Source organism: Peribacillus sp. NPDC060253 (assembly GCF_042727425.1).
Taxonomy (GTDB): domain Bacteria; phylum Bacillota; class Bacilli; order Bacillales; family DSM-1321; genus Peribacillus.
The window spans coordinates 56,662-79,479 of record NZ_JBHXAS010000008.1 but is presented as its reverse complement, the minus strand read 5'-3'; the positions used below and the strand labels follow the sequence as shown (position 1 = coordinate 79,479).

General features: G+C 40.1%; 21 protein-coding genes. All 21 read left to right on the top strand.

Translation table 11 applies throughout. The features are described 5' to 3' along the window. The first annotated feature begins 83 nt into the window (after positions 1–83). The 21 genes from sucC (at position 84) to ACFWE9_RS03875 (ending at position 22,815) form a co-directional block, all read left to right on the top strand. Positions 84–1,244, top strand: a complete 1,161-nt coding sequence (gene sucC / locus ACFWE9_RS03975) for an ADP-forming succinate--CoA ligase subunit beta (RefSeq protein WP_061462395.1) — start codon at positions 84–86, stop codon at positions 1,242–1,244. 18 nt (positions 1,245–1,262) lie between these two features. Next, positions 1,263–2,165: a succinate--CoA ligase subunit alpha gene (gene sucD / locus ACFWE9_RS03970; protein WP_230158115.1), complete on the top strand. Its 903-nt coding sequence runs from the start codon at positions 1,263–1,265 to the stop codon at positions 2,163–2,165. Between the two features lie 128 nt (positions 2,166–2,293). Beyond that, a complete protein-coding gene (dprA, locus tag ACFWE9_RS03965; protein WP_230158113.1) occupies positions 2,294–3,160 on the top strand; it encodes a DNA-processing protein DprA in 867 nt (288 codons plus the stop codon). 265 nt (positions 3,161–3,425) lie between these two features. Continuing rightward, positions 3,426–5,501 carry a type I DNA topoisomerase gene (gene topA, locus ACFWE9_RS03960; protein ID WP_230158112.1) on the top strand — a complete coding sequence of 692 codons (2,076 nt, stop codon included), beginning with the start codon at positions 3,426–3,428 and terminating at the stop codon, positions 5,499–5,501. A 425-nt stretch (positions 5,502–5,926) separates the two neighbouring features. Then, positions 5,927–7,234 (top strand): FADH(2)-oxidizing methylenetetrahydrofolate--tRNA-(uracil(54)-C(5))-methyltransferase TrmFO, encoded by a 1,308-nt coding sequence (gene trmFO / locus ACFWE9_RS03955; protein ID WP_230158111.1) that lies wholly within the window; start codon positions 5,927–5,929, stop codon positions 7,232–7,234. 59 nt (positions 7,235–7,293) lie between these two features. Then, complete coding sequence (gene xerC / locus ACFWE9_RS03950) at positions 7,294–8,196, top strand: tyrosine recombinase XerC (protein ID WP_230158110.1); 903 nt, start codon at positions 7,294–7,296, stop codon at positions 8,194–8,196. A 20-nt stretch (positions 8,197–8,216) separates the two neighbouring features. Continuing rightward, on the top strand, positions 8,217–8,744 hold the full coding sequence (gene hslV, locus ACFWE9_RS03945) for an HslVU peptidase proteolytic subunit (protein ID WP_230158109.1): 528 nt from the start codon (positions 8,217–8,219) through the stop codon (positions 8,742–8,744). 12 nt (positions 8,745–8,756) lie between these two features. Then, on the top strand, positions 8,757–10,166 hold the full coding sequence (gene hslU, locus ACFWE9_RS03940; RefSeq protein ID WP_230158108.1) for an ATP-dependent protease ATPase subunit HslU: 1,410 nt from the start codon (positions 8,757–8,759) through the stop codon (positions 10,164–10,166). Between the two features lie 105 nt (positions 10,167–10,271). Next, the gene (codY, locus tag ACFWE9_RS03935; RefSeq protein ID WP_230158107.1) at positions 10,272–11,051 is read left to right on the top strand and encodes a GTP-sensing pleiotropic transcriptional regulator CodY; all 780 of its coding nucleotides are present in this window, start codon (positions 10,272–10,274) and stop codon (positions 11,049–11,051) included. 1,148 nt (positions 11,052–12,199) lie between these two features. Then, entirely contained in the window at positions 12,200–12,595 is a 396-nt protein-coding gene (gene flgB / locus ACFWE9_RS03930) for a flagellar basal body rod protein FlgB (protein ID WP_230158105.1), read from the top strand. Next, positions 12,595–13,053 carry a flagellar basal body rod protein FlgC gene (gene flgC / locus ACFWE9_RS03925; RefSeq protein ID WP_377355688.1) on the top strand — a complete coding sequence of 153 codons (459 nt, stop codon included), beginning with the start codon at positions 12,595–12,597 and terminating at the stop codon, positions 13,051–13,053. The genes flgB and flgC overlap by 1 nt, the downstream gene beginning before the upstream one ends. Before the next feature lie 23 nt (positions 13,054–13,076). Further along, positions 13,077–13,385 carry a flagellar hook-basal body complex protein FliE gene (gene fliE / locus ACFWE9_RS03920; RefSeq protein ID WP_377355686.1) on the top strand — a complete coding sequence of 103 codons (309 nt, stop codon included), beginning with the start codon at positions 13,077–13,079 and terminating at the stop codon, positions 13,383–13,385. Positions 13,386–13,475: 90 nt separating this feature from the next. Continuing rightward, on the top strand, positions 13,476–15,077 hold the full coding sequence (gene fliF, locus ACFWE9_RS03915) for a flagellar basal-body MS-ring/collar protein FliF (RefSeq protein WP_377355684.1): 1,602 nt from the start codon (positions 13,476–13,478) through the stop codon (positions 15,075–15,077). A 12-nt stretch (positions 15,078–15,089) separates the two neighbouring features. Beyond that, entirely contained in the window at positions 15,090–16,109 is a 1,020-nt protein-coding gene (gene fliG, locus ACFWE9_RS03910; protein ID WP_230158098.1) for a flagellar motor switch protein FliG, read from the top strand. Next, positions 16,102–16,872, top strand: a complete 771-nt coding sequence (gene fliH, locus ACFWE9_RS03905) for a flagellar assembly protein FliH (protein WP_230158096.1) — start codon at positions 16,102–16,104, stop codon at positions 16,870–16,872. Before fliG ends, fliH begins: the two co-directional genes overlap by 8 nt. Further along, on the top strand, positions 16,862–18,181 hold the full coding sequence (gene fliI / locus ACFWE9_RS03900) for a flagellar protein export ATPase FliI (protein ID WP_230158094.1): 1,320 nt from the start codon (positions 16,862–16,864) through the stop codon (positions 18,179–18,181). The genes fliH and fliI overlap by 11 nt, the downstream gene beginning before the upstream one ends. A 9-nt stretch (positions 18,182–18,190) precedes the next feature. Next, positions 18,191–18,637 (top strand): flagellar export protein FliJ, encoded by a 447-nt coding sequence (gene fliJ, locus ACFWE9_RS03895; protein WP_230158093.1) that lies wholly within the window; start codon positions 18,191–18,193, stop codon positions 18,635–18,637. A 4-nt stretch (positions 18,638–18,641) separates the two neighbouring features. Continuing rightward, positions 18,642–19,271 carry a MotE family protein gene (locus tag ACFWE9_RS03890; protein WP_377355681.1) on the top strand — a complete coding sequence of 210 codons (630 nt, stop codon included), beginning with the start codon at positions 18,642–18,644 and terminating at the stop codon, positions 19,269–19,271. 14 nt (positions 19,272–19,285) lie between these two features. After that, positions 19,286–20,602, top strand: a complete 1,317-nt coding sequence (locus ACFWE9_RS03885) for a flagellar hook-length control protein FliK (protein WP_377355679.1) — start codon at positions 19,286–19,288, stop codon at positions 20,600–20,602. Between the two features lie 8 nt (positions 20,603–20,610). Then, on the top strand, positions 20,611–21,246 hold the full coding sequence (gene flgD, locus ACFWE9_RS03880) for a flagellar hook assembly protein FlgD (RefSeq protein ID WP_230158087.1): 636 nt from the start codon (positions 20,611–20,613) through the stop codon (positions 21,244–21,246). 303 nt (positions 21,247–21,549) lie between these two features. Continuing rightward, the gene (locus ACFWE9_RS03875; protein WP_377355677.1) at positions 21,550–22,815 is read left to right on the top strand and encodes a flagellar hook protein FlgE; all 1,266 of its coding nucleotides are present in this window, start codon (positions 21,550–21,552) and stop codon (positions 22,813–22,815) included. Positions 22,816–22,818: the final 3 nt, after the last annotated feature.

The following is a 22,818-nucleotide window of genomic DNA, read 5'->3' as shown; positions in this document are numbered from 1 at the left end:
GAAGGAGAATTTTGTTGTAATATGGTAGAGAAAACACGTATTAAATCTCAAAGTTGTTTTTTAGTAGATAAGGAGGATGGGAAATGAATATCCATGAGTATCAGGGGAAAGAGATATTGCGACAATACGGGGTATCCGTTCCAAATGGCCGGGTTGCCTTTACTGTTGATGAAGCAGTGGAAGCAGCGAAGGAGTTAGGTACGGAAGTTGTTGTCGTCAAAGCTCAAATTCATGCGGGCGGCCGCGGGAAAGCCGGCGGAGTTAAGGTAGCGAAAAATCTTGATGAAGCGCGTACATATGCAGAAGAGATTCTCGGTAAAACGCTGGTTACCCATCAAACAGGACCTGCAGGCAAGGAAGTTAAGCGTTTACTTATTGAAGAAGGCTGCGACATTACGAAAGAATATTATATCGGGCTGGTCCTGGACCGTGCTACAAACAGTGTCGTATTGATGGCTTCTGAAGAAGGCGGAACGGAAATTGAAGAAGTGGCTGAAAAGACACCAGAGAAAATTTTCAAAGAAGTAATCGATCCGGTTGTCGGCCTGACTGGCTTCCAAGCAAGAAGGATTGCTTTCAATATCAATATTCCTGCTTCACTTATCAATAAAGCTTCCAAGCTTATGGTTAACTTATATACGGCTTTCGTTGAGAAAGATTGCTCAATTGCTGAAATCAACCCATTAGTGGTAACGGGCGATGGCAATGTAATGGCACTTGATGCTAAATTGAATTTCGATGATAATGCCATTTACCGCCATAAAGACATCGCGGAGTACCGTGATTTAGATGAAGAGGATGCCAAAGAGATTGAAGCATCGAAACATGGCCTTAGTTACATATCGCTAGACGGAAATATCGGATGCATGGTTAATGGTGCAGGACTTGCTATGGCAACGATGGACATCATTAAGCATTATATGGGAGACCCGGCTAACTTCCTTGACGTTGGGGGCGGCGCAACAGAAGAAAAAGTAAAAGAAGCTTTCAAAATCATTTTATCCGATCAAAATGTTAAAGGCATTTTCGTTAACATCTTCGGAGGAATCATGAAATGTGACATCATCGCGACAGGCGTCGTAGCTGCTGCTAAAGAGCTTGGCCTGGATGTCCCTCTTGTTGTTCGTCTTGAAGGAACGAATGTGGACCTTGGTAAAAAGATTCTAAAAGAGTCAGGTTTAAATATTACGGCTGCTGAATCAATGGCAGATGGCGCACAAAAAATAGTATCACTTGTAGGATAATAGGCAGGGGGGAACATAATGAGCGTTTATATTAATAAAGATACGAAAGTGATCGTTCAGGGAATCACTGGCTCAACAGCATTATTTCATACAAAACAAATGTTGGAATATGGCACGAAGATCGTTGGCGGAGTTACTCCGGGTAAAGGTGGAACAGAAGTGGAAGGGGTACCTGTATACAATACAGTTTCCGAAGCCGTCACTGAAACCGGGGCGAATGCATCGGTTATCTACGTACCGGCTCCATTTGCTGCAGATGCGATTTTGGAAGCAGTTGACGCAGAACTTGATCTTGTAATTTGTATCACGGAACATATTCCTGTCCTTGATATGGTCAAGGTGAAGCGATACATGGAAGGTAAAAAAACTCGCTTGATCGGACCGAACTGCCCTGGTGTCATTAGCCCGGAAGAATGTAAAATTGGTATCATGCCAGGATATATCCATAAAAAAGGCCATGTAGGTGTAGTTTCTCGTTCTGGAACCTTAACGTACGAAGCCGTTCATCAATTATCGCAAGCGGGCATCGGGCAATCTACCGCAGTCGGAATCGGTGGGGATCCCGTTAACGGAACGGACTTCATTGATGTACTGAAAGCGTTCAATGAAGATCCGGAAACACATGCTGTGATCATGATCGGGGAAATAGGCGGCACTGCAGAAGAAGAAGCAGCAATCTGGGTGAAAGAAAATATGACGAAGCCAGTTGTTGGTTTCATTGGCGGCCGTACAGCTCCAGCTGGTAAACGTATGGGACATGCTGGTGCAATCATCTCAGGAGGAAAAGGTACGGCTGACGAGAAAATCCGCGTTATGAACGAGTGTGGAATTAAAGTTGCCGAGACCCCATCCGTAATGGGTGAAACATTGATCTCCGTCCTGAAAGAAAAAGAAATTTACGAACCTTGTAAAACTCATTGATTCATAGTTCGGCCGACCTATTTTTAGGTCGGCCTTTATTTCACTCCAATCTCCTCAGTATCACATTTCTATCTCACAAACCAGCATAATCCACCTTCTTAAAAAAAATCCGACTAGGGGCGTTTCCATTGAATAAAAAAGAAAAATTAATCCACCTTCATCATTGCCGCGGAGCTGGGTGGAAAGCTATCCAAACAATCATATCCAATGACCCATCCCTTTCTTCCCTTTTCACAACAAAACGCCATGAATGGGCAAAAATGCTCTCCATCCCTACAAATAAGCTCAACCTCTTTCTCAAAGATTTACATTCACTCAATACGATCGATAAGCTTAAACGATATGAAGATAGCCAGATTCATTGTTTGACCATCCTTGATGAGGATTACCCTTTTTTGCTGAGACAGATATTCGATCCTCCGTGGGTTCTTTATTTAAAAGGCGATAAGAAGCTCCTAACGAAGATGAATACGCTAGGTGTTGTCGGAACCCGTAAGCCAACCTCGTATGGACTGGAGGCCTTAAAAACGATTTTATCACCTCTCGTACAGAAAAAATTCGTCATCATCAGTGGAGTAGCGGCTGGAGTCGATGCAGAGGCTCATAAGATCACTTTGGGTGAAGGCGGAGATACGATTGGGGTTTTAGGGGGCGGGCTTATGCAAATATATCCAAAGGCCAATATTCCCTTAGCTGAAGAAATCATCAAAAAAGGATTACTTATATCTGAGACCCTTCCGGAAATGAGAGCGGAACCTTGGATGTTTCCGATTAGGAATCGAATCATCAGTGGATTATCACGGGGAGTATTCGTGGTCGAGGCAAAAGAGAAAAGCGGTTCCCTTATTACGGCACAAGCTGCTTTGGATCATGGCAGGGAGGTATTTGCGCTTCCTGGGAATGTAACAAGCCCAGAATCACAAGGGACCAATCAATTGATTTCTGAAGGAGCCAAACTTGTTTTGAGTTATAAGCAGATTGAGGAAGAATTTTGAGCGGTATAATATAGAAGATAGACGGAAAATCAAACGGAAAAATAGTAAATAAAGGTATATTTTTCAGATGAATGGTTGAAATATGAGACAAAAAGGTTGAAAAAAATGTAAAACTGTTATAAATTTTGCAAATGGCACCTCTTGTCAAAATACTTATAAATAAATTATCAGCATGTCTTGAAAAGTAAAGAGGTGTTGACAAATGATTTTTGAATGATTAATAATAGTGAAGATTTATATTACCTCTTTGAGGAGGATTTATTGGATGTCAGAATACTTAGTGATTGTGGAATCGCCCGCAAAGGCGAAAACGATAGAACGTTACTTGGGAAAAAAATATAAAGTAAAGGCTTCCATGGGACATGTACGCGATTTGCCTAAAAGTCAAATGGGTGTCGATACTGAACATGAATATGAACCTAAATATATAACGATCCGCGGCAAAGGCCCGGTTTTAAAAGAATTGAAAACCGCTGCAAAAAAAGCGAAAAAAATCTATCTCGCAGCTGACCCCGACAGAGAAGGTGAAGCCATTGCCTGGCATTTGGCCCACAGTCTCGACGTCGACATTAATTCAGATTGCCGTGTGGTATTCAATGAGATCACGAAAGAGGCGATCAAAGAATCTTTTAAATCACCGAGACCAATAAATATGAAATTGGTTGATGCACAACAGGCAAGAAGGATCTTGGATCGTTTGGTCGGCTACAATATCAGCCCTCTTTTGTGGAAAAAAGTAAAAAAAGGCTTAAGCGCCGGACGGGTCCAATCGGTTGCTGTCAAGATGATCATTGACCGCGAGAAAGAAATCAAAGATTTTAACCCGGAAGAGTATTGGACAATCAAGGCGGATTTTGTAAAAGGAAAAGAACAGTTTGAAGGTTCCTTTTTCAGCCTGGGTGGCGAGCGGAAAGAATTAAATACGGAAGATGACGTCAAAAAAGTACTCGCTTCTTTAAATGGCGGGGAATTCACTATAGGAGCTGTGGCTAAAAAAGAAAGAAAGCGTAATCCAGCTGCACCTTTTACCACTTCTTCCTTGCAGCAAGAAGCTGCTCGAAAATTGAATTTCCGTGCAAAGAAAACCATGATGCTTGCCCAGCAGCTATATGAAGGAATCGAGCTTGGGAAAGAGGGGACAGTCGGGTTAATCACCTATATGAGAACGGATTCGACCCGGATTTCCGACATTGCGAAACAGGAAGCCCATACCTTCATTCAAAATAGCTATGGTAAAGATTATGTTCAGGTTGAACAGCGCAAAGAGAAAAAACAGACTAATGCTCAGGACGCCCATGAAGCGGTTAGACCAACTAGCACCTTACGTGAACCTGGTGTAGTCAAGGAGTTCTTGTCGAGAGATCAATTCCGTTTATATAAATTGATCTGGGAACGGTTCGTTTCCAGTCAAATGTCTTCGGCGGTCATGGATACAATGAGTATCGACCTTCATAACGGGGATGTCATTTTCAGGGCCAATGGTTCTAAAGTTAAATTTCCTGGTTTCATGAAGGTGTATGTTGAAGGATCCGATGACTCAGTGGAAGAAAAGGAAAATGCTCTTCCGGATGTAAAAAAAGGTGATCAATTATTTTCTAAAGATGTCGAGCCGAAACAGCATTTCACACAGCCTCCGCCCCGCTATACGGAAGCACGTCTAGTCAAAACCATGGAGGAACTGGGCATAGGTCGGCCTTCTACATATGCTCCTACTTTGGATACGATTCAAAAACGAGGCTATGTAACCTTGGATAATAAACGATTTATCCCTACAGAGCTTGGTGAGATTGTTCTTGAATTGATACGTGAATTTTTCCCGGATATTATTGATGCAGAGTTCACTGCTAAGATGGAACAGGAATTTGATAGCGTCGAAGAAGGCAGCATCGAATGGATTAAGGTCATCGATGAATTTTATAAAGAATTTGCGGTTCATTTGGCTAAAGCCGAAGTCGAGATGGAGAAAATTGAAATCAAAGATGAGCCTGCAGGGGAAGATTGCACAGAATGCGGACATGAGATGGTCTTTAAGATGGGGCGATATGGAAAATTTATGGCATGCAGTAATTTCCCGGATTGCCGTAACACAAAACCAATCGTTAAAGAAATCGGTGTGAAATGTCCGAAATGTAAAGAAGGAAACATCATTGAAAGGAAAAGTAAAAAACGCCGCCTATTTTACGGGTGTGATACCTACCCTGGATGTGACTTTATTTCTTGGGACAAACCCCTGCCACGGAGCTGTCCAAAATGTGAAGGTACACTTGTTGAGAAAAAACTCAAAAAAGGTGTGCAAGTCCAGTGTATGGAATGTGATTTTAAAGAAACGCCTCAAGCATAGAAAAGATCGGAAAATCGTTACTTTCCTAATATGCAATTGTAAAACTCTAAAGATAAAGAAACTCGGCAGATGCCGAGTTTCTTTATGTTCAGGGAAGTATGATATCATGATAACATGTGGATTTACTTCTAAGAAAAAAAAGGATAATGCTTGAAACTTTTTTATTTAAGTCAAGTGATGTAAAATTCAGTGGACAAGTGTATTCTATTAAAGTTATAATTCCTCTTTGTGTCCGTTATCCTTTATAGGAAAGACGTGGTGCAGGAAGAGGCCGGATTTGTGGCATATGTTTTATAATTATCGTTAGCAGGAATGGGCATTTTGGGTATAAATACATAGATATCGTTAAAAATGAAACTTTTGTGAATGCAATTTTAATGATAAAAGATCCTGTCTTATCATATCTATACATGGAGGTTCAAAAAATGAAAGAAACAAAAGTAAGTGTAATCGGTGCTGGGCTAGCTGGAAGTGAAGCGGCATGGCAGTTAGCTAAAAGAGGAATTAAAGTCGATCTATATGAAATGCGTCCGGTAAAACAAACGCCAGCCCATCATACCGATAAATTCGCTGAACTTGTTTGTTCCAATTCACTTCGGGCTAATACATTAACAAATGCTGTTGGTGTATTAAAAGAAGAAATGCGAATTCTGGATTCCGTCATCATGTCCTCAGCAGATGCTTGTGCTGTGCCAGCCGGAGGTGCGTTAGCTGTCGATCGACATGAATTCGCCGGTCTCGTAACGGAAAGGGTTAAAAATCATCCCAATGTAACAGTGATTAATGAAGAAGTGACGGAAATTCCCGATGGTCCTACGATCATTGCAACAGGTCCGCTTACAAGTCAGTCTCTCTCTGACAGCTTAAAGCAAATCATGGATGAAGAATACTTATATTTCTATGATGCTGCCGCTCCAATTCTTGAAAAAGACAGCATCAACATGGATAAGGTATATTTAAAATCCCGTTATGATAAAGGGGAAGCGGCTTATTTGAACTGTCCGATGACGGAGGAGGAGTTTGACCGCTTTTATGAAGCATTGATTGCAGCTGAAACAGTCCCACTTAAGGAATTTGAAAAAGAAATCTTTTTTGAAGGATGTATGCCAATTGAAGTGATGGCATCTCGTGGAAAGAAAACGATGTTATTTGGTCCATTGAAGCCTGTTGGCTTAGAAGATCCGAAAACGGGAAAACGTCCTTTCGCTGTTGTTCAATTGCGTCAAGATGATGCAGCGGGAACCCTTTACAACATTGTTGGTTTTCAGACACATTTAAAATGGGGACCGCAAAAAGAAGTATTGCAGCTCATACCGGGATTGGAAAATGCGGAAATCGTTCGTTATGGAGTTATGCATCGCAATACTTTCATAAACTCTCCTAACGTTCTGAAGCCAACGTACCAATTCAAAAATCGTGATGATTTATTCTTTGCAGGTCAGATGACTGGTGTTGAAGGGTATGTTGAATCAGCGGCATCTGGACTTGTGGCGGGGATCAATGCTGCAAGGATCGTCCAAGGACTGGAGCCTACCGTTTTCCCTGCGGAGACGACAATGGGCAGCATGGCAAGGTACATAACGTCGACAAACGGAAAGAGCTTTCAGCCGATGAATGCCAACTTTGGACTGCTTCCAGACCTAGAAGTGAGGATCAAATCCAAAAAAGAACGGAACGAAACGCATGCTAAACGCGCTTTGGACACAATTCAGAACTTTGTGAAAAATTTGTAAAATATTTGCCTGTAGTTTTAAAGTATGATACTATTTATAAGCCTTTGCGAGGTGTTTCCATGATTAATCAAAAAAAGGCATTATCATCCTTCATTGAATATTTACAAATTGAAAAAAACAGTTCACATTACACCATTGAAAATTACAGACGTGATATTCTTGAATTTTTCCTGTTCCTAAATGAGCAGGGAATTACCGACATCACGTCAGTTGAATATTTTGATGTCCGGTTGTTTTTAACGAATTTATATGAGAAAAAACTTTCTAAGCGCACGGTAGCAAGAAAGACTTCTTGCTTGCGGAGCTTTTATAAATTTTTACTACGTGAAGGTGATGTGAAGGATAATCCTTTTTCTCTTGTTTCTTTACCTAAAAAGGATCAAAGACTGCCACGTTTTCTTTATGAGAAGGAAATGCAACAGCTATTTTCTTCGATAAAGAAAGATTCACCGATAGGAATAAGGGACAATGCATTACTGGAATTACTGTATGCTACAGGCATTCGCGTAAGTGAATGTTGTGAGATTAAACTGCAGGATATCGATCTTTCCTTAGGTACAGTACTGGTCCATGGAAAAGGGAAAAAAGATCGCTACGTTCCGGTTGGTGGATATGCTCAAGAAGCGATAGATTTATACATACGTACAGCCAGGATGGAAATGACTTCGTCTGACGCCAAGGCGCATGTTTATTTATTTGTTAACTTTCGTGGAGACCCTCTGACACCTAGGGGAGTTCGCTATATATTGAATGAATTGATTAAAAAGTCAGCCGCAGATGGAAGTCTTCATCCCCATATGCTACGGCATTCCTTTGCCACACACCTATTGAATAATGGGGCGGACATTCGTACGGTTCAGGAATTGCTTGGTCATTCTAAAATTTCATCAACGCAAGTGTATACGCATGTTACAAAAGACCAATTAAAAAAAGTCTACAATGCAACACATCCGCGGGCTTAAATGTTGAAAGGGGACACTTTATGACAACGATATTTGCAGTGCATCATAAAGGTGAATGTGCCATGTCCGGTGATGGGCAGGTTACTTTAGGAAATTCAGTAGTGATGAAGCATACAGCAAGGAAAGTAAGAAAGATCTTTAATGGTAATGTCCTTGCAGGTTTTGCAGGTTCAGTTGCAGACGCATTCACATTATTTGAGATGTTTGAAGCTAAACTTGAAGAGTATAATGGCAATCTTCAGCGCGCTGCCGTCGAAATGGCAAAGCAATGGAGAAGTGACAATGTACTTAGAAAGCTGGAAGCCATGTTAGTCGTCATGGATAAGAACCATTTGCTGCTCGTTTCTGGTACCGGGGAAGTAATTGAACCGGATGACGGGATTCTAGCCATAGGATCAGGCGGAAATTATGCACTGGCTGCGGGCAGGGCGTTAATGCGATTTTCCAGTGAGCATTTATCTGCAAAGGAAATCGCCCAATCATCTTTACAAATTGCAGCGGAAATTTGTGTATTTACGAATACGAATATAATCGTGGAAGAGTTGTAAGGAGGAGCGCAAATGTCAAATAAAGCTAATTTAACACCGAGGCAAATCGTTGAAAAACTGGATCAATATATCGTAGGGCAGCGTGAGGCAAAGCGGGCAGTGGCGGTGGCTCTTCGGAATCGCTACCGACGTTCCCTTCTCTCGGATCAACTTCGTGATGAAGTCGTTCCGAAAAACATATTAATGATTGGACCGACAGGCGTTGGGAAAACAGAAATAGCTCGGAGAATGGCTAAATTGGTAGGTGCTCCTTTTATAAAAGTTGAAGCAACGAAATTTACGGAAGTTGGATATGTCGGCCGGGATGTAGAGTCCATGGTTCGTGATTTGGTAGAGACATCCGTCCGCCTCGTGAAGGAAGAAAAGATGGCAAGCGTAAAAGAACGGGCAGAAGAAAATGCAAATCGCCGTTTAATAGAGCTATTAGTCCCATCAACAAAAAAACAGAGTAATTTCAAAAATCCTCTTGAAGTCTTTTTTGGAGGCAGTAACAATCAAGATGAACAGGATTCGGAAGATAATTCCGAAGATTTAAGTTTGCAGGAAAAAAGAAAAATTGTCGCTGAAAAGCTGGCTAATGGCGAATTAGAAAGTGAAATGATAACGGTCGAAGTGGAAGAACAGGCTGCTTCGATGTTTGATATGCTCCAAGGTTCGGGAATGGAACAAATGGGGATGAATATGCAGGACGCTTTAGGAAGCTTGATGCCGAAGAAAAGCAAGAAGCGCAAATTGAAAGTTAGTGAAGCGAGAATTGTTTTAACAAATGAAGAAGCTTCGAAATTGATTGATATGGATGAAGTCACTTCAGATGCTGTTTATGGAGCAGAGCAAAATGGGATTATCTTCATCGATGAAATCGACAAAATTGCCAGCAAGCAATCTGGAAGTTCATCAGCGGATGTTTCAAGAGAAGGCGTTCAAAGGGATATCCTCCCGATCGTCGAAGGTTCAACTGTCGTGACTAAATATGGGTCAGTCAAAACGGATCATGTCCTCTTCATTGCGGCAGGGGCCTTCCATATGGCTAAGCCATCCGATCTTATCCCTGAGTTACAAGGTAGATTCCCTATCCGTGTAGAATTGAACAAACTGACTGTTGATGACTTTGTGCGGATTCTTCATGAGCCTGATAATGCTTTGTTAAAACAATATGTAGCTTTATTGGAAACCGAAGGTATAGAAATTGAATTTTCTGACGATGCTGTTCGTAAGATAGCTGAAGTGGCCTTCGAAGTAAATCAAAACACAGACAATATTGGTGCAAGAAGACTTCATACCATTTTAGAACGGCTGCTTGAAGACCTGTCGTTTGAAGCTCCGGAAATTACGATGGAGAAGATTACAATTACACCCCAATATGTCGAAGGCAAGCTAGGTTCTATCGCCCGGAACAAAGATTTAAGCCAGTTTATCCTTTAAGATTCAGAAAAATGGTATTAATTTGACAATGCAATGAACATAAAATTACGGAAATACAACTTCATAGTTATGTGAACCATGGTATTTTTAGGAGGAACAAATCAAATGAACTTATTAGCAAAAACAAGAAAAATCAATGCAATGCTCCAAAAAGCAGCAGGTAAAGCAGTCAATTTCAAAGAAATGGCTGAAAGCTTAAGTGATGTTATCGAAGCGAATGTATTTGTAGTCAGCCGCCGCGGGAAATTATTGGGCATAGCTGTAAGTCAGCAAATCGAAAATGAACGCATGTACAAAATGTTGGAGGATAAACAATTCCCTGAAGTGTACACAAAAAACTTATTTAATATTCCTGAAACTTCTTCCAATCTTGATATCGAAAGTGAATACACGGCTTTCCCAGTTGAAAACAAAGAACTTTTCGCATCGGGATTGACTACGATCGTACCGATTATGGGTGGAGGAGAACGTTTAGGAACATTGGTCCTTGCTCGATTACAGGAAAAATTTCACGATGACGATTTAATTTTAGCTGAGTATGGTGCTACTGTAGTCGGTATGGAGATCCTACGTGAAAAATCAGAAGAGATTGAAGAAGAAGCGCGTAGTAAAGCTGTCGTTCAAATGGCAATTTCCTCGTTATCATACAGCGAATTGGAAGCCATTGAGCATATCTTTGAAGAGCTTAAAGGTAATGAAGGTCTACTAGTTGCATCAAAAATAGCGGACCGTGTAGGCATCACTCGTTCCGTAATCGTTAATGCACTTAGGAAACTAGAAAGTGCAGGAGTCATTGAGTCACGCTCTCTTGGAATGAAAGGTACTTATATCAAAGTATTGAATGATAAATTCCTACTTGAATTAGAGAAGCTTAAAAATAATTAAAAAACAAAAAGGTTTCGGATTGATCTTAATCCGAAACCTTTTTGTTTTTTTTATTGGATTTGAAGCAGTTATATAGAATAGTGACCGTTCCGAGGTCATTACTTAGGCCATTTTTGGTAGTTTGGCGCACTGTCATTCACACGTGTGAAAAGAAAGCATTCTTATCACCTCGAGTTTTAATACTTTCATTTGTAAAACAAAAAAAACTGTAGGCAAAAGGAGTTCTATCTAACGGTTAAAATAAAGTTGATGGAACGGAAGGTACGAGACTCCTGCTGGAATACCCGTCCCAGGGAGACCCCGCAGACGCAAAGACCGCGCGCGGAAAGAAAGTTCCCTAAGTTCCAATCAACATTCGAATTTCTAAAGTCTGAGGCAGACCTTGAAAAAGGGCTGCCTTTTTTGTTTTTTAAGCCAACTATGACTAACAAGTTAAGAGATTTATAAAAATATGTAAGTTAGAAAAAATGGACAATTCATTTTGATCTGATATGGAACATGAAAATAAGCGTGGTTTCTATATCGGAAGGAAAATAAAGTGAAAAAATGAGAGTAATTATACTATTATAACTATTGTAATGATGAAAAATGATAACTTCTGGAACTTTATGTTTTTTTTGTGAATTTTTCAATGTTTCCATTGATAATGGATCAGATTTCTGTAAATCTTGTTGTTAGGAAAAATTTGCTGAAATTGTCGAATGGATCATTACCTCGAAAATTTCTCTTTTTTTCAAAAAAAGAAAATCAGTTTTCATCGCTTATTTTTTTAAATATCCTTTATATGAAAAGGCTAAAACTGAGTAAATGGAAAAAAATACTTAAAATTAAATTCGGAATTTAGTTCTAAAGTATCAGGTACATGGATATGTTTTTCGGCATGATAAATAAGCTAATGGAAGTAAAATATGGGTAAAATGTAGAATACCCTATTAAAATGTAATATAACGTAATTTTAATCATTGAATAATACTAAAAAAATCGTCAAAATTAATCAATTAATGACATTTTTCGACTATAATAGGTCTAAAGTCTATGTGTGGTTTATAGACATAGTCATTATGTTTCATTAAAATTAAAGAATAAATGGTTTGGGTAAATTTATTTGTGGAGGAACCATCTGTTAATTATAGAAAGAGGTGATCGATATGGAGTTATTTTCAAATACTTTTCAATCACTAGAAAATGGACTTAATTATTCGACTACAAAACAAAGAGTCATTTCACAGAACATAGCAAATTCAGATACGCCTAACTATAAGGCAAAAGAAGTCGACAAAACACAATCTTTTAAAGCGGAGCTGAAATCTTCCGTAGAGTCATATCGTACCGATGAAAGACATTTTAACTTCAAATCAGAGGGAAGTCATTCCTCTCACATCGTGACAAAGAAAAATGTTCAATATAACAATAACGGAAACAGTGTGGATGTTGATAAGGAAATGACGGATCTTGCTGCCAATCAAATTTATTTTAATGCAGTTTCTGACAGGCTTTCAGGTAAGTTTCAATCATTGGAGAATGTAATTAGAGGAGGTAAGTGATGGGGATTTTCCAAAGTATGAATATGACCGGATCTAGCCTGACGAGTCAAAGGTTAAGGATGGATGTTATCTCTGCAAATATGGCCAACGCTGACACGACGAGGGCTGAATATGATGCCAAAACGAAATCATGGAAGCCATACTCTAGAAAAGCAGTCGTGCTGCAAAGTAAGGAACAGGGTTTTTCAAGCTTCTTAAACACAGCATCCGGAAAAACGAGCGGTGTAGGGAATGGAGTGAAGGTGTCGGGAATAATAAAAGACAAAACACCTTTTGAACTGGATTATAATCCCGAACACCCAGATGCCAATGAAGATGGATATGTTGAAATGCCAAATGTCGACCCACTTAGGGAAATGGTCGATTTAATGAGTGTCACTCGATCATACGAAGCCAATGTGACAGTTTTAAATGCATCAAAGGGAATGATGATGAAAGCATTGGAAATCGGCAAATAAAAATGTGAAAGGAGATTGTTGATATGGAGGGGATTTCTCTTTCGGCAGTGAGCAATGGAGGTAATGTACTGAAAAAAAATCAGAGTAACACAATTACACCATACGAAGCACAGCAAAATTTTGCGTCCGTATTAAAAGAGTCATTGAATAAAGTTAATAAAACACAGGTGGCATCTGATGATCTGACAACCAAGCTTGTGAATGGGGATGATGTTGAGCTGCATTCGGTGATGATAGCTTCACAAAAAGCCAGTGTTACCATGCAGGCTACATTAGAGGTTCGGAATAAGGTGGTAGAAGCCTACCAAGAAATGATGAGAATGAGTATATAGCATTCATTTTTAAAACCTCAAAAAATAGAAATGACCAGGGGGAAAATGAATCTCCCACTCATAAATTCATAGACTGACCGGGGGATTTAAATGAATGATGTACTAATGAATATGAAAAATAAAATAACTGCATTCTGGACGAGCCGTAGTAAAAAACAAAAAATCATGATGATTGCTTCAGCAGCAGTGATGATCATCATCATTACGGCTGTTTCCATTTTAACCACGCGTACGGCGCTGGTGCCCTTATATTCCAATTTAACTCCATCGGAGACGGGGAGTGTTAAGGGAAATTTAGACAGTCAAGGTATTAAGAATGAAATTTCTGAAAACGGTACGACGATAAAGGTTCCTGAAGAGAGTGTGGATACACTTAAAGTGGAACTGGCAGCTGAAGGCATCCCTGAATCGGGTAATATTGATTATTCTTTTTTTAGTCAAAGTGCTGGTATCGGAATGACTGAAAATGAATTCAATGTCATTAAATTGGACTCCATGCAAACGGAGCTTGCCAGTTTAATAAAAAAGATTGATGGAGTTGAAGATGCCAGTGTGATGATCACTCTTCCTGATAAAGGAGTGTTTGTTAGTGATGCAGCTGAGGAAGCGTCAGCATCCATTGTATTGACAACGAAACCTGGTTATAAATTTGAAGAAAGCCAAATCAATTCACTTTATCATCTTGTCTCAAAAAGTGTTCCGAACTTGCCTACAGATAATATCGTCATTATGAACCAAGACTTTGAGTATTTTGATCTAGAAAATGAAAATTCTTCTTTCGCGTCCGCATTTGCTACTCAAAATGAAATTAAAAAAGAAATAGAACGCGATATTCAAAGACAAGTACAAAATATGCTTGGAACGATTATGGGCAGAGATAAAGTGGTTGTTTCTGTCACGACAGACATCGATTTCACTCAAGAGAATCGGGAAGAGAATTTAGTTGAGCCCGTTGATAAAGAAAATATGGCTGGAATTGAGATTTCTGCGCAAAGGATCAATGAAACGTATAGTGGGGATGCAGCTGGTGCAGGAGGCATTCCGCAAAGCGAGGACTCTTCTGATTCATTGGGATCTAATTACGTTGAAGGCACAACCGGATCCGGTGATTATGAAAAAGTGGATGAAACGATAAATAGCGAAGTGAACCGAATCAAGAAGGAAATAGTGGAAAGTCCATATAAAGTTAAAGATTTGGGTATACAGGTCATGGTTGAACCGCCTACAGCAGATGATCCAAATTCTTTATCTCAACAGAGTGTGGATGATATTACACAAATCCTTGGTACGATAATACGCACGACAATCGAGAAAAAAGCCGCAGGGGAAGAACTTACGGACGAAGAGCTTACTAATAAAATAGCTATTTCGGTTCAACCGTTTAACGGAAAAATGACGCTGCCAAAAGATGATGCTCGTTCTTCGTTACCAATTTGGGTATACATTGTCGGTGGAGTGCTTTTACTAATCATTATCATTCTCTTATTCTTATTCTTACGTTCCAAAAAGCAATCTGATATGGAAGAGGAGTACGTGATTGAAGAAGAAGAAGAAGTCATATTCGATGTACCGGATTTAAACAAAGAGAAGGAAACAGAAGCATCTTTAAAAAGAAAACAACTAGAAAAATTGGCAAAAGAAAAACCAGATGAATTTGCAAAATTATTAAGAAGCTGGATAGCAGAAGACTAGGAGGCTGTGCAAGTGACAGACAGAAAAAAAAAGGCCGGATTGACTGGCAAACAGAAAGCTGCCATCCTCCTTATTTCCTTAGGCCCGGATGTTTCTGCATCCGTATATAAGCACCTCTCTGAAGAGGAAATTGAGAGATTGACCCTTGAAATTTCAGGAGTTAGAAAAGTGGATTCGCATGATAAAGAAGAAATCCTAGAAGAATTCCATAATATTGCTTTAGCTCAGGATTATATCTCGCAGGGGGGGATAGGATACGCTAAGCAAGTCCTTGAAAAGGCATTAGGGTCAGACCAGGCGACGGCCATCATTAATCGTTTAACATCGTCCTTACAGGTTCGCCCATTCGACTTTGCACGAAAGGCAGATCCAGGACAGATCTTGAATTTCATCCAGAACGAACATCCGCAGACGATTGCATTAATCTTGTCCTATCTGGATCCTGCACAGGCTGGACAAATATTGTCTGAACTTCCGCAAGAGGTGCAGGCGGATATTGCAAGAAGGATTGCTTTAATGGATAGTACGTCGCCGGAAATCATCAATGAAGTGGAGCAAATACTAGAAAGGAAACTTTCTGCGACTGTGACACAAGATTATACACAGACTGGTGGAGTAGAAGCGGTTGTAGATGTATTGAATGGAGTAGACCGGTCGACGGAACGAACGATTTTGGATGCACTCGAAATCCAGGACCCTGATCTTGCTGAGGAAATCAAGAAACGGATGTTTGTGTTTGAGGATATTGTGACACTTGATGGCAGAGCGATTCAGCGTGTAGTCAGGGAATCTGAAAACGAGGATCTCAAACTTTCCCTTAAAGTGGCAAGTGATGAGGTGAAGGAAATCGTTTTCCAAAACATGTCGAAACGTATGGTTGAAACGTTCCAGGAAGAAATGGAATATATGGGGCCTGTACGTTTACGTGACGTAGAAGAAGCACAATCCAGAATCGTCGCTGTTATCCGTCGTCTGGAAGAAACTGGAGATATTGTGATTGCCCGCGGTGGAGGGGATGATATCATTGTCTAGGATTATAAAATCCCAGCAGGCACAACACGAGAAAAGTAAAAAGATAGCGATTAAAGTTCGGCAGTTTGACTTTATTCAAAATGCGGATGAGGGGAAACCCCTTCACCATTTTCAATCTGATGATATTCTGAACGATGCTAAACAGGAAGCTGAAGTTTTATTACTTGATGCCAAACAAAAAGCCCAAGCAATTGCTGCAGAAATCCAGCAAGATCGAGAAAATTGGAAAAATCAAGAAAAGGTTTTATATATCGAACAAGCTCAAAAAGAAGGGTATCAGCAAGGAGTGGAGGATGGCATCCAGAAGGGCTATAACAAAATTGCAGGAGATATCGCTTTTGCAAAAGAAGTGGTAGAGTCCGCAAAAAAAGATTATCGGCAGCATATCGAATCATCTGAAATCGTTATTTTGAATCTTGCTGTTAAAGTGGCAGAAAAAATTATCGGGCAACAGCTTGATAAAGATGAAGGATCTTTTTTATCCATCGTCAAAAAAGCCATCAAAGAGGTAAGGGATCACAGGGAAGTGCAAGTGCACATTCACCCGGTTCAATATCAATCTATTCTTTCCCATAGGGAAGAGTTAATTTCCATCTTTCCAAAGGATACAGAGTTGTATATCTTTCCAGACGATGAACTTGAAGAAGACAGCTGTATTATCGAATCCGAAACAGGAAAGATAGATGCCAGTGTCGATAGTCAGCTACATGAAATAAAAGTGAAACTTACTGAACTGCTGGAAGGGGATAAAGATGAAAGCTAGTGACCTCTTGCCATTAATTGATGAAGTCGATCCATTCAAAAATTATGGACGGGTAAAACGTGTGGTAGGTTTAATGATAGAATCTCAAGGCCCTGAAAGCTCTGTAGGCGACATTTGTTATATCTATACTGGTATACAAAAAAAGAAAAATCGAATATTGGCCGAAGTTGTCGGTTTTCGGGATGAAATTGTTATTTTAATGCCATTTACCGCAGTCAGTGATATTGCACAGGGGTGTATCGTTGAAGGAAGCGGACGAAGCCTTGAGATAAAGGTAGGCAGTGGGTTGATTGGCAAGGTAGTCGATCCAATGGGTCATCCTCTTGATGATTCCCTGCTTCCGAAAGGCCTCGCTACCGTTCCGGTGGATCAAGACCCGCCAAATCCGATGAAACGACCTCCCATTAATGAACCGATAGATGTAGGAGTACGGGTGATTGATAGTTTATTGACAGTTGGAAAAGGTCAGCGTGTAGGCATCTTTGCAGGGAGCGGTGTGGGGAAAAGTACGTTGCTTGGTATGGTGGCAAGGAATACGACGGCTGACTTAAACGTTATCGGCCTTGTTGGAGAACGTGGCCGTGAAGTTCGGGAATTCATTGAGAGGGACCTTGGACCAGAAGGGCTAGCACGATCAATCGTTGTTGTAGCGACGTCTGATCAGCCAGCACTTATGCGGATAAAAGGTGCTTTAACGGCAACGGCCATCGCCGAATATTTTCGTGATAAGGGATTGAATGTAATGCTGATGATGGACTCGGTCACAAGGGTTGCGATGGCCCAGAGGGAAATTGGGCTTGCTATCGGTGAACCCCCGACGACCAAAGGATATACGCCATCCGTATTCGCCATCCTGCCAAGGTTACTGGAAAGAACGGGAACAAATCAACTTGGTACCATTACAGCTTTTTATACGGTTCTTGTCGACGGAGATGATATGAATGAGCCCATCGCTGATGCAGTAAGGGGAATATTGGATGGTCACTTCATACTGGACCGAAATCTAGCAAATAAAGGACAGTTTCCAGCTCTCAATGTATTAAAGAGTATAAGCCGTGTCATGAATAACATAGTTGAGAACAAGCATAAAAAATCTGCGGAAAAATTGAGAGCGAGTTTATCAACCTATATGGAGTCGGAAGATTTAATTAATATAGGAGCTTATAAAAGGGGATCTTCAAAGCAAATTGATACCTCCATTACGCGTTATCCGGAAATCATTTCATTTTTAAAGCAAGGAACGCATGAGAAATCTCCCAAAAATGATAGTATTAATGCCCTTGTCGAATTGATGGAGAAAGGTGATTAGTTAATAGTTATGATTTATCAATATAAATTCGAGAAGATCCTGACCATCAAAGAAAAAGAAAAAAGCGATGCACTGGCTAAATATAATGCTGCTTTAAAAAGGTTTGAAGAAGTGGCAGAGAAATTATATAAGCTCTTAAAGAAAAAAGAAGAGTTGCTTGAATTTCAGCAGGAAAAACTGCGAAATGGATTATCCGTCCAGGAAATTCGACATCATCAGCTATTTATGGACAACCTGGAAAAACTCTTAAGCCATTGTCAGCAGGATGTCATTGAAGCACGATACAAGATGAATGTTCAACGGGATATAGTAATGGAAAGAAATATTGAGGTTAAAAAGTACGAGAAAATGAAAGAAAATGATTTTCTTAAATTCCTTGAAGTCATAAAGGAAGCTGAGAATAAACAAATGGATGAAATATCAATCCGGCAATTCTTAAGCAAAGGCGTTAGGTGATGGAATGCGTAAAAAAAGTGAATCTAATGGATTGGAAGAATTGGAGGAAAGCAAGATAAGTAAGTTTCAATGGTTTCTTGTTATCTTCATTCCTTTAATTTTTGCTGTAGTGGTAGTGCTAATCGTTTTCACGGTTGCAGGGGTCAATATAGGGGAGAAGGTGAAAGAGATATCTGCAAAAATCCCCTTCATTGAATCGAATGAAAAGGGCGAAGAAAAAGGAAACCCAGCCAAGAGTGATGAGAAACTTTCATTGAAGCTGGAAAAATTGGAAATGGAGATTGAAAACAAGGAAAAAGAGATAGACAAGCTCGAGAGCATCATTGATACACGTGACAAGGTCATAGAAAAGGCAGAATTAGAAAAACAGCAGCTTCAAACAGACATGAATCAACTTAAGAATAGTCAGAATGGTAATAAACAGGCGTTTAAAGAAATAATCCGTACATATGAAACCATGGCTCCTAAGAAATCTGCACCTATCCTTACAGAAATGAATGATGATGACGCAATGGAGATTCTCTCAAGTATGAAGGCAGCCACTTTAGCGAAGGTATTGGAGCAAATGACAACGGCAGATGCTGCAAGGTTAACGAAGAAACTGACGGAACAAAGTTCTCAAGAGGAAAGATGAAGGATGTTAATAATATGAATTCAGCTATTAATTCTTTACTCCCCTTGGCATCAGTAAGTCAAAAGGCATCAATAAAGCCTAACCAGCAAACGAATCCCGGGTTTGGTTCATTCCTTCAATCTGTAGGGGCAGAACCATCCATTCAATCGAATGCAGAATCCCCTGACGTCACTGAAGCGAGATTGTCTGCTTTAAGGGATTTGCTTGGATTTTTGAAACTTGATACGTTAAGTGATCCAGACGAAGAGAGTGTTGTTGATGATACTTCAGTAAACAACCAAGAAGAAGTTAGCAACCTTTTACAGGTACTAAAAAAAGTAACCGGCAATGATGAAGGGGCGCTAACGGAATTCTTTGAGAGCATAGAGGAAACGGATTTGGAAAAAGAACAAGATGACTTGAGCCTAAGTTCACAAAGTTTGTTATCAGCCAATGTCATGGAACTGTATACCATCCTAAAAAAAGTGTCTGTGTTAAGAGAGGAAGAGTGGAAGCAACTTCCAACAGCTGGTGTGGTAAACCTTTTGAAACTGGTGAAAATTCAAGATCTTCTCTCGGAGAATCAGGATTTGAAACAAGATGAAGCGGCCATCCAGAAACAAATGAAAAATCTGCTTGAAGGGATAACGGGAAAACTGGAAAAATGGCTGTCCAATCAGCAAAAAACAAATTCAGATCCTGACAATTCCAGCAATTTGGAAAAAGGGCAGAATAAACCAATCGAAACATTGAAAAGCGTCTTCTCACAATTATCTGGAAGTGCCAAGGTAAGTAAAGCTGGAAGAATCCCAAACGTTGTCACTTTGAAAACAGTTGATAGTGGTAACTTTCAAGGTTCTGGTATGCCTTTTCACATGACAAAGCTGGAACAATTCGTCTTGACAGCACCATCCATTGGGGAGAAAAATGTGAGCCAAGAAGAGTTTATTAAACAATTTGAAAATATTCTAAGTAAGGCGAATTTCAGCGGAATGAACGGTGTAAATAAACTGTTGATCAGATTGAATCCAGAACATCTAGGGTCACTTAGAATCGAGTTGATTCAAAAGGATGGTATGTTGTCAGCTAAGATTATGGCTACTACAGCACAGGCAAAAGATATGATGGAAAAACAGATTCACGGCTTAAAACATGCCTTTAGCGGTCAAAATATCCAAATCGAAAAAATTGAAATTTCACAGGCGTACAATGCTTTTACCTCTGAGAAATTCAACCACAAAGATGAGGAAGAACAACCTAATCAACATGAGAGTAAGGAAGAAAGCCATGATGAGACAGAAAGTGAATTTATAGGCTCCCTTGCTGAAGCTTTGTTAAATCTGGAAGTGTAGGTGAAAAAGTGACGACCATCGATACATCACTCTTATTATCAAACTATCAAAATGGTAATAGAAATACTGGGGATTCATTGGGAAAAGATGATTTCTTGAAATTATTGCTTACCCAGCTTCAAAACCAAGATCCGTCAAGCCCTATGGACAATACAGAATTCATCGCTCAAATGGCCACTTTTTCTTCTCTGGAACAGATGATGAATATGGGAGTCCAACTTGAAAAAATAATCGGGAACAATCAACAAAATAGTTTAATGAACTATAACACTTTTGTCGGTAAGGAAGTCACTTGGCATAAATTAAATGAAGGTGATGATGATCTTGCGATAGAAGAAGGGACAGGCGTCGTGAAATCCATTCAATATAAGGGTGATAGTGTTTATTTTATCTTAGAAGATGGCACAAAACTTGAGCCAGCGAACATTTCGGCCATGGAGCAGCGAAGTACCGCATCCAATAGCTTAACGGAGGCTAGTGAGCTAATAGGCAAGCGTGTTTCTTGGAAGGATGAAAAAAATGGGGAGTCATCTGCAGTCGTTATCTCTGTTTCCATGAATAATGGCAAACTGCAAATTGAAGTGGATGATGAAAGCAACACCAAGCTATCATCAGATCAATTGACTAAAATCGCTGGAGCTTAAGAGGGCGGAATATGAAACTTGGTTTTCGAGCGAATTCCGCTCAGATGATGTCTTGAACAAGCTTGCCCTTGCGGCAAAGACAGTTGATTCAACAAGGGTTTCAATCGCATTTGATCAATAGTAAACATGCTGAAAATGCGGTTGATTGAAAGCACGAAAAACAACGTCATCAGTCATGGACAGGGATGAAGCATCGTCTTGAATTTTCACCAACATTAATTGGATTAATAGGCTGGACCCAGTATGGGAAGCCATGACTGTGAAAGGACAGGAGCAGTCGATATATGAAAGGGGAGCTTTTACATGCTTCGTTCGATGTATTCAGGAATAAGTGGATTAAAAAACTTACAAACAAAATTGGATGTTATCGGTAATAATGTCGCCAATGTCAATACTTACGGTTTCAAAAAAAGCCGGGTGACATTCAGCGATGCGATGAACCAAACCGTATCTGGTGCAAGTGCAGCAACAGCCAATAAAGGTGGAACTAACTCTAAACAAATTGGATTGGGTTCGACGATTGCTACAATCGATACCATCCATTCGCAATCAAGCTTGCAAACTACCGGTCGCGATCTTGACTTAGGAATATCCGGGGATGGTTATTTCATCGTCAAGCAAGGCGATGCACTTTCCTATACACGAGCAGGAAACTTCTATCTGGATGATAATGGTACGCTTGTCAACTCGAATGGTCTGAAAGTACAAGCCTACAAGGTTGATGAAAACGGAAAACGATCAAAAACGATCGGTGACGTTGCTGTTAATGTCAATGCGATTTTACCTGCTGTAACAACGACTAAAATATCAGTAAGTGAAAACCTTGCTGCTGATGCCATTGATGGTTCAGTATTTAGCCAGCAAATAAAAGTCGTTGACGATAAGGGGAAAGAACAGACGGCAACTATCTACTTCCAAAAAACAGGTGATAATAAATGGGAGCTTTTTGATGAAGAACCTGCTGCTTTGGGGGATGCTTCTGCAACTAAACCAAAACCGTTCACTTCAGTGAGTTTCGATGCAAATGGTCAGATAGTGGCTGCGGATAAAAATAAGGCAAACCAAACCCTTAGCATTACAAGCGGCAAAGAGGACGACACGAATACAGCAGTTGATGAAAGCATTCAAAAAGTTAAATTGGATTTTGATTTCTCAAAACTCACTCAAGTAAAAGGGTCTACGACTGCTCTGGTCAATCCGAATGGCAATAAGGAAGGGAAACTCGAGAGTTTTAATATTGGTTCATCGGGAGAAATAAATGGCGTGTATTCCAACGGGCTCATCACAACATTAGGCCAACTGGCCGTTGCCAAGTTTTCCAATTCATCCGTCTTGACGAAAACAGGTGGTAATACTTTTCAGGAATCAATCAATTCAGGGACTGCAAACATCAATATCGCAGGTGAGGGTCGCGGAATGATTGCATCAGGCTCATTGGAAATGTCCAATGTGGATTTATCTGAAGAGTTTACCGAAATGATCGTTGCGCAACGTGGTTTTCAGTCGAATTCCCGGATTATCACGACATCGGATGAAATCTTACAAGAACTGGTTAACTTAAAACGATAAGTT

What these genes read in the sequence shown, in the direction of transcription:
- hslU (WP_230158108.1), top strand. Translation starts at nt 8,757, where the DNA reads ATGTCAAATAAAGCTAATTTAACACCGAGGCAAATCGTTGAAAAACTG.
- ACFWE9_RS03890 (WP_377355681.1), top strand. Translation starts at nt 18,642, where the DNA reads ATGCGTAAAAAAAGTGAATCTAATGGATTGGAAGAATTGGAGGAAAGC.
- ACFWE9_RS03885 (WP_377355679.1), top strand. Translation starts at nt 19,286, where the DNA reads ATGAATTCAGCTATTAATTCTTTACTCCCCTTGGCATCAGTAAGTCAA.
- codY (WP_230158107.1), top strand. Translation starts at nt 10,272, where the DNA reads ATGAACTTATTAGCAAAAACAAGAAAAATCAATGCAATGCTCCAAAAA.
- topA (WP_230158112.1), top strand. Translation starts at nt 3,426, where the DNA reads ATGTCAGAATACTTAGTGATTGTGGAATCGCCCGCAAAGGCGAAAACG.
- fliE (WP_377355686.1), top strand. Translation starts at nt 13,077, where the DNA reads ATGGAGGGGATTTCTCTTTCGGCAGTGAGCAATGGAGGTAATGTACTG.
- xerC (WP_230158110.1), top strand. Translation starts at nt 7,294, where the DNA reads ATGATTAATCAAAAAAAGGCATTATCATCCTTCATTGAATATTTACAA.
- flgC (WP_377355688.1), top strand. Translation starts at nt 12,595, where the DNA reads ATGGGGATTTTCCAAAGTATGAATATGACCGGATCTAGCCTGACGAGT.
- trmFO (WP_230158111.1), top strand. Translation starts at nt 5,927, where the DNA reads ATGAAAGAAACAAAAGTAAGTGTAATCGGTGCTGGGCTAGCTGGAAGT.
- ACFWE9_RS03875 (WP_377355677.1), top strand. Translation starts at nt 21,550, where the DNA reads ATGCTTCGTTCGATGTATTCAGGAATAAGTGGATTAAAAAACTTACAA.
- fliJ (WP_230158093.1), top strand. Translation starts at nt 18,191, where the DNA reads ATGATTTATCAATATAAATTCGAGAAGATCCTGACCATCAAAGAAAAA.
- hslV (WP_230158109.1), top strand. Translation starts at nt 8,217, where the DNA reads ATGACAACGATATTTGCAGTGCATCATAAAGGTGAATGTGCCATGTCC.
- fliI (WP_230158094.1), top strand. Translation starts at nt 16,862, where the DNA reads ATGAAAGCTAGTGACCTCTTGCCATTAATTGATGAAGTCGATCCATTC.
- flgB (WP_230158105.1), top strand. Translation starts at nt 12,200, where the DNA reads ATGGAGTTATTTTCAAATACTTTTCAATCACTAGAAAATGGACTTAAT.
- sucC (WP_061462395.1), top strand. Translation starts at nt 84, where the DNA reads ATGAATATCCATGAGTATCAGGGGAAAGAGATATTGCGACAATACGGG.
- fliF (WP_377355684.1), top strand. Translation starts at nt 13,476, where the DNA reads ATGAATGATGTACTAATGAATATGAAAAATAAAATAACTGCATTCTGG.
- sucD (WP_230158115.1), top strand. Translation starts at nt 1,263, where the DNA reads ATGAGCGTTTATATTAATAAAGATACGAAAGTGATCGTTCAGGGAATC.